Origin of the sequence: endosymbiont of Lamellibrachia barhami, assembly GCF_011947365.2 — a bacterium.
In the GTDB taxonomy this organism is placed as follows: domain Bacteria; phylum Pseudomonadota; class Gammaproteobacteria; order Chromatiales; family Chromatiaceae; genus QGON01.
The window spans coordinates 909,199-921,585 of sequence record NZ_JAAVSH020000001.1 but is presented as its reverse complement, the minus strand read 5'-3'; the positions used below and the strand labels follow the sequence as shown (position 1 = coordinate 921,585).

The window sequence follows — 12,387 nt, the reverse complement described above, 5'->3', positions numbered from 1 at the left end:
GCAGAGTGACATCCGTCTGCTCCGCCTGGGTGAGACGACTCTGAAACCAGCTACCAGGAAAATCGGGTGGCAGATGAAGCGCATGCAACACAAGCACTGCGGCTTCATCAATCGCATTGTCTGTACCATGCCCGAAAAACAGATCCGCTTCGTTGAAACGACTTGCGCCCCAACGGATGAAGTCGGCTATAGTCTGCAAAGATTGCATTCGAGTGGCAGTGCCTGGAAAAAAGCGTGAATCATAGCCCATTAACCCGGTTTTCTCACCAAGATTTAGATTTTCCTGATTACCCCTAAAATTCAGCCATGATCGGAGAGTGTTTTTCAATCCGCGAGTAACGCAAATAACGCGATTTTTCCTTATGCATTAAGTCATTGCATCCGTCCAATAAGCCCTATTCTGTCATCATTGAACTGGTCGATGCAGATGAATAACCATCAGGTTTTCATACAAAATCAATGCATTTGCGCTTTTTGCATTGTTCGCGGACAAATCTCTCTCCCTCTAGTAGCTGAGTAATAGGGGTAATCAGATAGACTGTTGGGCAATCTGAATTTTGAATTATTTTCCACAAACAAAAACGGGCTGCCGAAACCGGAGGTTTCAACAGCCCGTTAGCAACTATCCCTGACAACCTGTCAGAGCCATCACTTACCAGAGGCGAAATCAAGCCGCGCGGGAATCCTCATCGCTGACCACACTCAAGTGCGCAGCTTTGTCGGCTTTCTTGCGCTCCCCACGCCGAATCAGATCACCGATCGAAATTTTGGTCAGAAAATCAAAGATTTCGATACTCAGGTCATCCCATAGGGAGTGGGTCAGGCAGCGCTCACCTCCACTGCAGTTCTTACGACCGCCACAGCGGGTAAATTCAACCCACTCATCAACAGCGCAGATGATGTTTGCAATGGAGATGTCATCGGCATTGCGGCCAAGATAGTAGCCGCCACCTGGACCACGAACACCTCGCACGAGTTCCTTGGCACGCAGAGAGGCAAACAACTGCTCCAGATAGGATAGTGAAATACCCTGATTTTCAGAAATTTCAGCCAGGGTCACCGGGCCGTCTACACCATTCAGTGCCAGATCCAACATAGCGGTAACTGCGTATCGACCTTTCGTTGACAGTCTCATCTTTATCTCGCTCCTAAAATGCGCAAAGACATTTCCTACTAATTTACTTGGTAATAAGACTAGCAGTAACCAAGTAATTTAGTCAACTTTTAAACCACACTTTTTAGAGAGATAAATCCCAAATCGATTAAAAACAGGGGAAAAGACTAATCAGATATGCGCTGCCGGAGGGCTTCGAAGAGACAAACACCGGTGGCAACCGAGACATTGAGGCTCTCTACAGCCCCCAACATGGGCATATGCACCAGGGCATCACACTGCTCGCGGGTCAGTCGGCGCATGCCCTTGCCTTCACCCCCCATAACGATAGCCAAAGGCCCTTTGAGATCCGCTTGATAGAGGTTTGTTTCCGCCTCACCCGCAGTGCCGATAAGCCAGACCCCCTGCTCCTGCAGCCACTTTAAGGTGCGCACAAGATTGGTGACCTGGACAAAAGGAACCGTTTCAGCAGCGCCGCTGGCTACCTTGCAGGCAACCGGTGTCAAGCCGACAGAACGATCCCTGGGGGTTATCACCGCATGAATCCCGGCAGCATCAGCGGTGCGCAGACAGGCACCAAGATTATGCGGATCCTGGACACCATCGAGTACAAGCAGAAAAGGGGCACTATCCAGCCCCTCCAGCAGGCGTTTGAGATAACCTTCATCGCGAACCGCCGGTGCCTGGGTAAAGGCAACCACACCCTGGTGGTTTTCACCACGGGAGAGCGCATCGAGTTCAGCACGCTCAACCTGAACGACATCGACCCCGCCCTGCCGCGCAAGCCCGAGGATCTCTTTCATTCTGCCATCCCTGCGGCGGGCCTCGACGCGAACCCCGGTAACCGCATCGCCATGCTTGAGCGCGGTGCGCACAGCGTGCAGGCCGATGATCAACTGGGATTGGGACACACTCAGCTATTAGCCCTTTTACGGGGTCTACGCCGGCGTTTCTTCGTACTCTTCTCAGCCTTCTCTTCAACTGGCTGGGTCGGCTTATTCTGAGACTTGTTGCTCCTGCGATGAGTTTTTTTCGCTGACTTTTTCGGTGTTTCCTCTTCCGGCGCCAGGACGAAGTCGATCTTGCGGTCATCCAGATTGACCTTCGCCACCTGGATACGCAGAGGATCGCCCAGACGAATCACCTTGCCGGTTCGTTCACCGGAAAGTCGATGCCCGACCGGGTCGAAATGGTAGTAATCGTTGTCCAGAGCAGTGATATGGACCAAGCCATCCACAAAGATATCCTTGAGTTCCACGAACACGCCAAAGGAGTTGACGCTGGTGATGATACCGTCGAAGGTCTCTCCCACCTTGTCCATCATGAACTCGCACTTCAACCAGTCAGTGGCGTCACGGGTCGCCTCATCAGCTCGGCGCTCAGTACTGGAGCAGTGTTCGGCTATGCTCTGCAGTTCGGACTTGGTATAGAGAAAGTCACCTGCCGCACCCTTCTCCCCCAAGTGCTTGAGTGCGCGGTGTATCACCAAATCCGGGTAGCGACGGATCGGCGAGGTAAAGTGGGTATAGGCGGGAAACGAGAGACCAAAGTGGCCCACGTTGTCGGAGCTGTAGACCGCCTGCCGCATGGAGCGCAGCAGCACGGTCTGGATCAGGTGGGCATCTTCCCGTCCCTTGATGCCATCCAACAGCTTGGCGTAGTCAGCCGCCGTCGGCTTGTTACCGCCCGGCAGACTCAGGCCCAGCTCTCCCAGAAACTCACGCAGGTCGGTAAGTTTCTCTTCCGCAGGCACCTCGTGGATGCGGTAGAGCGCCTGCAACTTTTTGCGCAACAACAAACGGGCTGATGCCACATTGGCAGCCAGCATGCACTCTTCGATCATGCGGTGAGCATCATTACGATAGACCGGCACGATACGTTCAACCCGGCTCATTTCATTGAACTCGATCTTGGTCTCGGTGGTGTCGAAATCGATCGCACCCTGCTCCCGCCGTCCTGCATTCAATGCCTGGTAGAGCCGATGCAGCTCGTGGATATGGGGCAGCAGTTCGGCGTATTGCCCACAAATCGCCTCATCCCCATCGAGCATTGCGGCCACCTGGTCATAGGTAAGACGCGCATGGGAGTGCATCACAGCCGGATAGAACTTGGAGCGGGTAATCTTTCCACTATCGTCAATATAGAGCTCGCAGGTCATGCAGAGCCGATCAACTTTAGGATTAAGAGAACAGAGGCCGTTGGAGAGTACCTCCGGCAGCATCGGAATCACCCGATCAGGGAAGTAGGCGGAGTTACCGCGTTCACGACCCTCGACATCCAGAGCACTGCCCGGACTCACATAGTGAGAGACGTCGGCGATAGAGACCAGCAGTTTCCACCCTTTCGGCTTACGTTCGCAATAGACCGCATCGTCAAAGTCGCGGGCGTCGGCACCATCGATGGTAACCAGAGGCAGTTTGCGCAGGTCAGTACGGCCTCTCTTTTCCGCCTCCAGCACCTCGCCGGAGAGTCCGACGATCTGCGCCTCCACGTCATCCGGCCAGGCGACGGGTATCTCGTGGGCACGAATGGCAATATCCGTCTCCATACCCGGCGCCATGTGGTCGCCCAGAATCTCGGAGATGCGGCCAATGGGCTGAGTGCGCTTGGTAGGTTGATCGAGGATCTCAGCCACCACCATCTGACCCTGAGCAGCACCACTGAGTTCGGTGCGGGGAATAATCACGTCCTTGCTCAGACGTTTATTGTCCGGCACCACAAAACCGACCCCGGTCTCCTGGTAGAGACGCCCCACTACGCTGTGGGTATTGCGTTCCAACACCTCCACCACGGAAGCTTCCAAGCGTCCCCGCCGATCCATACCTGTCACCCGCACTACGGCGCGGTCACCGTGAAACAGGGAACGCATCTCTCTGAACGAGATATAGAGATCCTCGCCACCATCATCCGGCTTGAAGAAGCCAAATCCATCTGCATGTCCAATCACCCGGCCTGCGATAAGGTCGCGATTGTTGACGATGCAGTAGTTTTCCTTGCGGTTTCGTACCAGCTGACCATCCCGTTCCATGGCACGCAGGCGGCGGCGTAACGCCTCCAGCTGATCCTCGTCATGCAGATCGAGCTTCTCGGCCACATCGGGAAGATTCATGGGGACGCCATGTTCCTCCATGGTCTCCATGATGAATTCACGGCTGGGGATGGGATTGTCGTACTTACTTTCTTCCCTGGCTTGATGGGGATCCATCTTACCGGCGGACTTATTTGGTTTGCGTCTGGCCACTATCTCGTTTCTTTACTGACTAAAAACAAACATTTTAACAGTATATGGCGCTCAAACCCTATGGGTAATATCAATCGGCAGTTTATTTAAAGTATCCTTGTGGCAGAAAAACTGAAAAGAAACCCCAAATGAACATCCATACCCTGCAGATCATCCTGCTGCTGCTCGCCATTGCGGTGATCACAGTGACCCTTTTCCGGCGCTTCCACCTGCCGCCGATCCTCGGTTACCTGATCGTCGGCATTCTGGTCGGCCCGTTCGGCACTGGCTGGGTGGCATCCACTGAGGACACCCGCTTTCTTGCAGAGTTTGGGGTGGTGTTTCTGCTGTTTACCATCGGCCTGGAATTTTCCCTGCCACAGATGATCGCCATGAAAAGCTCGGTTTTCGGTCTCGGCGGCAGCCAGGTCCTGGCGACCGGTGGATTGGCCACCGGCATCGCCTGGCTGATGGGGATCGAGCTCAACGCCGCCATTATCATTGGGGCCATTCTGGCTCTGTCATCCACCGCCATCGTCACAAAACAGCTATCAGAACAGTTGGAACTCAACTCTGAACACGGCCGTCTCGGCGTCAGCATCCTGTTGTTTCAGGATCTGGCGGTCATCCCGCTGCTGGTGGTGATCCCGATCCTGGCCGGAACCGGTGAGCAGGGCATGGCGATGCCGCTGTTGTCGGCGCTGCTCAAGGCAGCCTTGGTGTTCGTGGTCATCATGGCGGCCGGTCACTGGATGCTGCGGCCACTGTTTCATGAGATCGCCAGAGCCCGCTCTGCTGAACTCTTCACCCTAACTGTATTGTTGGTAACCCTGGCAGCCGCCTGGCTCACCCATGAAGCGGGGTTGTCGCTGGCCCTTGGCGCCTTCCTGGCCGGCATGATGCTGGGAGAGACCGAATTCCGCCATCAGATCGAGGCCGACATACGTCCCTTCCAGGATGTCTTTCTCGGTCTCTTCTTTGTCACGGTGGGTATGCGCGTCGACCTGCTCTCTCTGCTCCCCATCCTGCATTGGGTGCTGCTGCTCGCCGCCGCACTTATATTGGTTAAAGGCGCCATCATCCTTGGTCTGGTCCGTGCCACCGGCAACTCGGTGTCTCCCGCATTTCGCACCGGCGTTCTGCTGGCGCAAGGTGGAGAGTTCGGTTTCGTGCTGCTGGATCTCTCCCTGGAGTCCTCCCTGCTGCCCGGCCCTGTCGGGCAGATCCTTTTTGCCTCGATCATCGTCAGCATGACGGCATCACCCTTTCTGATCCGTAATAACGGCCGCCTGGCAAAGCAATTCTGCACCCTGCGCAATTTCAGTGATGAGGTTCAGATCATCGGCGACTTGGCGGAGGAGGCAGAACAGATGGAGCAACACGTCATCATCTGCGGATATGGCCGTATCGGACAGAACCTTGGACGTCTTCTCGACCACGAAGGTTTCCCCTACGTGGCGCTCGATCTCGACCCTACGGTGGTAAGGGAGGCACACGAAGCCGGCGACCCGGTCCATTTTGGAGATGCCTCACGCCGTGAAATCCTCGATGCCGCCGGTCTCAGCCGCGCCAGTGTGGTAGTGCTCAGCTTCGAGGACCACGCCTCGGCAATGAAGATCCTGCACCAACTGCACAAATCCCACCCACAACTCCCGATACTGGTACGCACCCGCGACGATACGCACATGGACGAACTGGAGGCGGCCGGCGCCACCGAAGTGATGCCGGAAGCGGTCGAAGCCAGCCTGATGATGGGGGGACAACTGTTGCTGCTGCTCAAGGTTCCCGGCTCCCGCATCTTCAAGATCATGCGTGAGATTCGAGAGAACCACTACAAACTGCTGCGTGACTTCTTCCATGGAGAAGAATCGATCGATATGGAACACGATGAGGCATTTCAGGAGCGGCTGCACACGGTGACCCTGCCGGAAAAGGCCTTTGCGGTGGACCACACTATCGAAGACCTCCACCTCTGGGACTGGGATGTCAGTGTGACCGCCGTCAGACGCGGCGGCATCCGTGGAGAGACTCCCGCGCCCGAAACCCGCCTGCAGAGTGGCGATGTGCTGGTGCTGGCAGGTACACCCCAGCATCTGGAACATGCAGAAGGGCTGCTGCTCTATGGGCATTGAAACAGACTCAACCCTCTTCTATATCCACGATCCGATGTGCAGCTGGTGCTGGGCGTTTCGACCCGTGCTCGCACAGCTGGGCGAGCAGCTGCCACCGGGTGTGAAACTGCAAAAGCTATTGGGCGGTCTGGCCCCCGACAGCGGTGACCCGATGCCAGAAGAGATGCAGCAGACCCTTCAGGCCACCTGGAACCGAATTCAGGAGAAGTTGCCGGAGACCCGCTTCAACTTCAATTTCTGGCAGCAGTGTAAACCCCGCCGCTCCACCTACCCGGCCTGCCGGGCGGTGATCGCCGCAGGATTACAGGGCGCGGCTTTTACCGAAGCGATGATTCTGGCCATCCAGGAAGCCTACTATCTCCATGCACAAAACCCCTCCGACAGCGAAATCCTGATCCAGCTGGCCGACAACATCGGGCTGGATGAACAGCAGTTCTCAGCGGCGCTGGAATCACCGGCCACCCGTCGACTGCTGGAAGAGGAGATCGAAAACAGCCGTTCAATGGGGGTTCGCAGTTTTCCGGCCCTGACCCTGCAGCAAGGCATGGGATTCTGGCCCATACCTGTCGACTACCATAATGTTGAGCCTATCCTGGAGACCCTGGATATGGTGCTTGATTGACTTTCCCACCGAAGAGGATAAAAATCCGCCGCCATGCTGGATCGAGAAACACTGGAAAAATACCGCCGGGACATCGTCTTCGATACCCGTCTGCGGGATCAGCACTTTGTCTTTCACACTACCTGGGGACTCTTCTCCCCGCGCGATATCGACGAAGGCACCCGCTTGCTGGTGGATCGACTGGAGATCGAGACGACGGATAACTGTTTCGACCTCGGTTGCGGTTATGGCCCCATCGGTCTGCTGATGGCCCGCCTCGCCCCCCAGGGTCAGACTCTGATGGTGGACAAGGATTTTATCGCCGTGGATTACAGCAACGGCAATGCCGAAAGAAACGGCCTGAACAATGCCAGAGCCAAACTCAGCAACGGCTTCGATCAGGTTGACCCCAATCTGCGTTTTGACGTTATCGCATCGAACATCCCGGCGAAGGTGGGCAAGGAGATGCACAGCCTCTATCTTCATGACGCCCTGGCACGAATGAATCCCGGCGGTCACCTCTATCTGGTCACCATCAACGGTCTGCGCCAGTTCATGAAGCGCAATCTGAACGAGGTTTTTGGTAACTATAAGAAACTCAAGCAAGGCAAGTCCTACACAGTGGCCTTTGCCCGAAAGGAAGGTTAACCCCGTTTGCCGGATCCGCTGCGCTTGATCCGGCCTACGACTTCTTCGCCGCCAGCACTTTAAGAACATGGGACACCGCCACCAATCCGAAAGTGGCGGTCACCGTCATGGCCGAACCATAACCACCACAGTTGAGCGAACCCCCTCCCCTACCCGACTTAGTGTTGCAGACACCTCCTGTCTCATCGGGATAGATCAGGCTTTCAGTGGAGTAGACACTTGGCACATGGAAACGGCGTTTTGAATCGGCAGCCGGATAGCCGTATTCCCGCCGCAACAGTTTGCGGGTCTTGGCGAGCAGCGGATCCTGTCTGGTGCGGCTCAGGTCGGCAAGGCAGATACGGGTGGGATCGGTCTGTCCACCTGCACCCCCGATTGCAATCACTCTCACCCGCTGGCGGCGGCAAGCAACAATCAGCGCCGCTTTGACCCGAAAGCTGTCGATACAGTCGATGACATAATCGAAGCCACCGTCCGTTATCAGTCCGAGATTATCCGTCTCAATGAAGGACTCGATGATAGAAACCCTGCAGTCAGGGTTGATCTCAGAGACCCGCTCCGCCATGGCTTCAACCTTAGCCATCCCCAGCGTGGCATCCAGCGCATGGAGCTGGCGGTTGATATTGGATTCCGCAATATGGTCGAGATCAACCAGTGTAATGGCGCCAATACCACTGCGGGCAAGCGCCTCCACTGCCCAGGAGCCAACGCCGCCGATACCGATCACGCAGACATGAGCCGCAGAGTAATTTTCCAGGGCCGACTGACCATAGAGCCTGCGGATACCACCGAAACGGCGCGAATGATCCAAACGAACCTCCAGGATTCGAACAACCTATTCCTGGCCATTTTCTCATAAATGTTGAATCGGGTTCGAGCCCTGATTGACATCACTGCTGCTTACACGCACTGTTTAACTCACTAAAATCACAGCACTGGAGACACAGATGCAATGCCGATTTCTCCGCCCCACCATAGCACTCTGCGTACTTTTTGGCGGCATCAGTCAGCCTGCCCAGGCACTGGAGCTGCGTTGGCTTCAATATTCCCCCGTCCGCTACTTTACCGACAAGGACTGGGACATGATGAAAGAGACGGCCCGACAGCTGTTGAACAGTGGAAAGGATGGTGACAGTGCAACATGGGAAAACCCGGAATCAGGCAACCAAGGCAGCTTGAAGGCTCTGTCAACCATCGAAAAAGGTGGCACAACCTGCCGCGAAGCAGAAATCGCCAACCAGGCAGGAAAACGCAGCGGCACTTCAAGATTCACCTTCTGCCGACAGACCGACGGCACATGGAAAATCTCGCGTTAAGTTATTGAGATGAGGCTGACAAGGAATCTCCCATATTATTTGCCTGGCTATTATCGGAATTAAAGTTTTTCGCAACTTGGTCGAAAATAGTTTTGATAGCTATCTAACTGATAGCTGATCGAAATTTGACCAACAGAGGCAGGGCATGGAATCCAGTCAATTGAACTAATGGGAACAGCCCCTCTGTTTTGCATCGAGAGATGCCACATCATTATAGAAAGCCTGAAGGAAACAACCTAGTAATGCAGTTACAAACCAAAGTCCTGGCTGTTACTGCAATCGTCTTTTTGGGCCATTTTGTGACCGTGGAGTATATGGGTCACCGGCAGGTTGAGTCCCAAGTAGTCGAAAATATCCGTGACCACGCCCGGACCATTCGCGGCATGCTGATGTCTTTGCGAAATGTCTATCAACGGCATTTTCTTACCCACAATATCCCCATCGATGAAAAAACCCTGGAATTTCTCCCGGCCCACTCCATCAGCCGGATTTCCACTGAGTTCAAAAAGTGGGTGGACTCCGGCCTGACCTTCAACAATGTCTCTGACCGCCCGAGAAACCCCACTAACAGGGCGGATGATGTCGAGATGGAGGCTATCCGCCACTTTCAGGACAACCGGGAGGAAACAGAGCGAATGGTTCCCTTTGCCGGACCCAACGGTGAACCCTTCTACCATTTCTCCCAACCGATCTGGATCAAGCCCCACTGTTTGAAATGCCACGGTAAACGCGAGAATGCACCACCCAGCATCAGGGAGCGTTACGAGCTGGCTTACGATTACGAACTCGGTGATCTGCGGGGCGTAATGAGCATCAAACTGCCTGGAAAGATTATCGAAGAGCGTGTGGCCGCCCAAACACGCCAGAATATCATCAGCCACTCCATCGGATTCATCCTCACATTCCTGATCCTCTCCTGGCTGCTCAGGCAGACCATCATCAAACGCATCGGCAAGCTGAAAAACGCCGCTCAGCGATTGGCACAGGGAAACTACACAGTATCCGCATCCATGCCCGGAGAGGATGAGATCTCCCATGTTGCTGCGGCATTCAACGAGATGGCTGAAAAGATCGGTCTGCGGGAACGTGACCTGACCGCCCAAAAATCCATGTATGCCGCACTTTCACAGACCAACAAAACCATCATACGGCTCCACTCGCCTGAACAGCTATTCGAAAAAGTCTGCCGTATTGCGGTAGAGCTTGGTGGCCTGAAATTCGCCTGGATTGGCCTGGTTGACGTCCATACCAGTTCGGTGGAACCCATCGCAAGCGCCGGCGATGATATTTCATGCCTCGCACAAACCGAGTTTTCCCTGGATCCCAACCACACCAGGGGAAACGGACCTCTCTCCATTTCGATCAATGAGCAGCGGCATGTGGTTATCAACAATCTGCATGAAAGTACCATAACCGCGCCATGGCAGGATCTGGCCCGGAAAGCGCATGTCCATTCAGCCGCCATCTTTCCCATCACGATGGATAAGGAAGTAATAGGCGCCTTCTGTGTCTATTCCGGGGAGAGCGAATTCTTCAATGCCGATATTGTTGACCTCCTGCACGAGATGACCTCCGACATCTCCTTTGCCATTGGTAACTATAAACAGGCTAAGGAGCACAAACAGGCCCATAAAAAACTTTCCGAATCCTCTGCTGAACTCGAAAAAATCAATAGCCAGATGCGTCTGTTGCTGGAGTCGACAGGCGAAGGGATATATGGCATTGACACCAAGGGAAACGTCACCTTCGTCAACCAGTCCGCGCTCAAAATGCTTGGATTCTCACGAGAAGAGTTGCTGGGAGGTGATATTCACGCACTGACACACCACACTTATGCAGACGGCACGACTCTCCCCATCGAGGAGTGCTCAATCCATGAAGCATTCCGCACCGGCGTATCCTGCCAGATCAACAACGAGGTTTTCTGGCGCAAGAACGACACCTCCTTCCCTGTCGAGTATTCGGCCTATCCGATCAATGAAGAGGGTGAGATCAAAGGCGCCGTAACCGTCTTTCGCGATGTCACCGAAAGCCATGCAATCGCCCAGCAGATGAATTTTCTGGCAACCCACGATACCCTCACCAACCTGCTGAACCGTTACTCGTTTGAAAAACATCTCAGCCTGGCCTGCAACAAAGCGCAAAGTGGTGACGTCGACTATGCGCTCTGTTACATGGATCTCGACCAGTTCAAGGTGGTTAATGATACCTGCGGACATGTCGCCGGTGACGCACTGCTACAGATGGTCTCACGCCTGCTGCAACAAACCATCAGGCACAGTGATATTCTGTCACGGCTTGGCGGCGATGAGTTTGGTCTGCTGCTTGAGGACTGCCCTCTGGATCAGGCTATTCGACTGGCCAACAAAATTTGTGAAAATATAAAGGATTTTCGTTTCTCATGGCAGGACAAGACATTCACGATCGGCGTAAGCATCGGTATCGTCAGCATCGATCATGAAAGCGAGGGTCCGGAAAGCGCTCTGAGCGCCGCAGATGCCGCCTGTTATGTCGCCAAAGACTTGGGGAGAAACCGGGTTCATGTGCATAGAATCCATGATGATGAAACCATTCGCAGACAGGGAGAGATGCAGTGGGTCTCCAGAATTCAGCGCGCAATCGAGGAGAAGCGGCTCTGCCTCTACCAACAACCCATTGTTCCTCTCGACGACGATGAAGAGGCCGGACTGCATTTTGAGATTCTGCTGCGAATGATAGATGAAGATGGTCGGCTGGTACCTCCTGGTGCGTTTATTCCCGCCGCAGAAAGATACAACCTGATGCCGACTCTGGATCGCTGGGTAATCGATGCAACCTTCCAATGGCTGGCAGATAATCCGACCCGGATGGCAGATATCGATCTCTGCGCCATAAACCTCTCCGGGCAGTCGCTGGGAGACGACAGCCTCCCCGGATACATCACGGACAAACTCAACCACTACAACCTGGATGCCAACACCATCTGCTTTGAGGTGACCGAAACGGCCGCCGTCAGCCGCTTGGACCAGGCCATTCATTTTATCACCCATCTGAAACACATCGGTTGCCGTTTTGCGCTGGACGATTTCGGCACAGGCATGTCCTCATTCGCCTATCTGAAAAACATGCCGGTGGACTATCTCAAGATCGACGGCAGCTTCGTCAAGGATATTGCGGATGACCCGATAGACCGGGCGATGGTGGAGTCCATCAGCGAGATCGGTCACCTGATGGGACTCGAAACAATCGGGGAATATGTGGAGAACGATACCATCCGGAAGATCCTGACCAGCATCGGTGTCGACTACGCTCAGGGGTTTGGCATTGCAAAACCTCAGCCACTGACCACACTCGACGAAAACTGAACGACAAAATCG

General features: G+C 54.6%; 9 protein-coding genes and 1 pseudogene. 5 read left to right on the top strand and 5 right to left on the bottom strand.

Features of this window, described 5'->3' with window-relative positions:
* The 4 genes and pseudogenes from G9Q73_RS04105 to rnr all read right to left on the bottom strand — a co-directional run.
* Positions 1-208 (bottom strand): annotated as a pseudogene (locus tag G9Q73_RS04105) (50S ribosomal protein L3 N(5)-glutamine methyltransferase); the annotation flags it as partial.
* A 459-nt stretch (positions 209-667) separates the two neighbouring features.
* The gene (locus G9Q73_RS04100; protein WP_177418675.1) at positions 668-1,135 is read right to left on the bottom strand and encodes an Rrf2 family transcriptional regulator; all 468 of its coding nucleotides are present in this window, start codon (positions 1,133-1,135) and stop codon (positions 668-670) included.
* A 146-nt stretch (positions 1,136-1,281) separates the two neighbouring features.
* Positions 1,282-2,025: a 23S rRNA (guanosine(2251)-2'-O)-methyltransferase RlmB gene (rlmB, locus tag G9Q73_RS04095; RefSeq protein WP_177418674.1), complete on the bottom strand. Its 744-nt coding sequence runs from the start codon at positions 2,023-2,025 to the stop codon at positions 1,282-1,284.
* Between the two features lie 2 nt (positions 2,026-2,027).
* Positions 2,028-4,355 (bottom strand): ribonuclease R, encoded by a 2,328-nt coding sequence (rnr, locus tag G9Q73_RS04090; RefSeq protein ID WP_177418673.1) that lies wholly within the window; start codon positions 4,353-4,355, stop codon positions 2,028-2,030.
* 128 nt (positions 4,356-4,483) lie between these two features.
* Between rnr and G9Q73_RS04085 the strand changes: the two genes are divergently transcribed.
* The 3 genes from G9Q73_RS04085 to G9Q73_RS04075 are packed head-to-tail and all read left to right on the top strand — an operon-like array spanning position 4,484 to position 7,715.
* Positions 4,484-6,466 (top strand): monovalent cation:proton antiporter family protein, encoded by a 1,983-nt coding sequence (locus G9Q73_RS04085; protein WP_177418672.1) that lies wholly within the window; start codon positions 4,484-4,486, stop codon positions 6,464-6,466.
* A complete protein-coding gene (locus G9Q73_RS04080; protein ID WP_177418671.1) occupies positions 6,456-7,088 on the top strand; it encodes a DsbA family protein in 633 nt (210 codons plus the stop codon). Before G9Q73_RS04085 ends, G9Q73_RS04080 begins: the two co-directional genes overlap by 11 nt.
* A 33-nt stretch (positions 7,089-7,121) precedes the next feature.
* On the top strand, positions 7,122-7,715 hold the full coding sequence (locus tag G9Q73_RS04075) for a class I SAM-dependent methyltransferase (protein WP_177418670.1): 594 nt from the start codon (positions 7,122-7,124) through the stop codon (positions 7,713-7,715).
* 34 nt (positions 7,716-7,749) lie between these two features.
* On the opposite strand, the gene tcdA is transcribed toward G9Q73_RS04075, so the two are convergent.
* Positions 7,750-8,526 carry a tRNA cyclic N6-threonylcarbamoyladenosine(37) synthase TcdA gene (tcdA, locus tag G9Q73_RS04070; protein WP_246344992.1) on the bottom strand — a complete coding sequence of 259 codons (777 nt, stop codon included), beginning with the start codon at positions 8,524-8,526 and terminating at the stop codon, positions 7,750-7,752.
* 136 nt (positions 8,527-8,662) lie between these two features.
* On the opposite strand from tcdA, the gene G9Q73_RS04065 reads away from it, so the two are divergent.
* Positions 8,663-9,031, top strand: coding sequence for an RT0821/Lpp0805 family surface protein (locus G9Q73_RS04065; RefSeq protein ID WP_177418669.1), 369 nt, complete (start codon positions 8,663-8,665; stop codon positions 9,029-9,031).
* Positions 9,032-9,273: 242 nt separating this feature from the next.
* Positions 9,274-12,375: an EAL domain-containing protein gene (locus tag G9Q73_RS04060; protein WP_177418668.1), complete on the top strand. Its 3,102-nt coding sequence runs from the start codon at positions 9,274-9,276 to the stop codon at positions 12,373-12,375.
* Positions 12,376-12,387 lie beyond the last annotated feature (12 nt).

Bases quoted from the DNA above. Each gene is read 5' to 3' on its own strand.
- G9Q73_RS04085 (WP_177418672.1), top strand. From the start codon at position 4,484: ATGAACATCCATACCCTGCAGATCATCCTGCTGCTGCTCGCCATTGCG.
- G9Q73_RS04080 (WP_177418671.1), top strand. From the start codon at position 6,456: ATGGGCATTGAAACAGACTCAACCCTCTTCTATATCCACGATCCGATG.
- G9Q73_RS04065 (WP_177418669.1), top strand. From the start codon at position 8,663: ATGCAATGCCGATTTCTCCGCCCCACCATAGCACTCTGCGTACTTTTT.
- G9Q73_RS04075 (WP_177418670.1), top strand. From the start codon at position 7,122: ATGCTGGATCGAGAAACACTGGAAAAATACCGCCGGGACATCGTCTTC.
- G9Q73_RS04060 (WP_177418668.1), top strand. From the start codon at position 9,274: ATGCAGTTACAAACCAAAGTCCTGGCTGTTACTGCAATCGTCTTTTTG.
- G9Q73_RS04100 (WP_177418675.1), bottom strand. From the start codon at position 1,135: ATGAGACTGTCAACGAAAGGTCGATACGCAGTTACCGCTATGTTGGAT.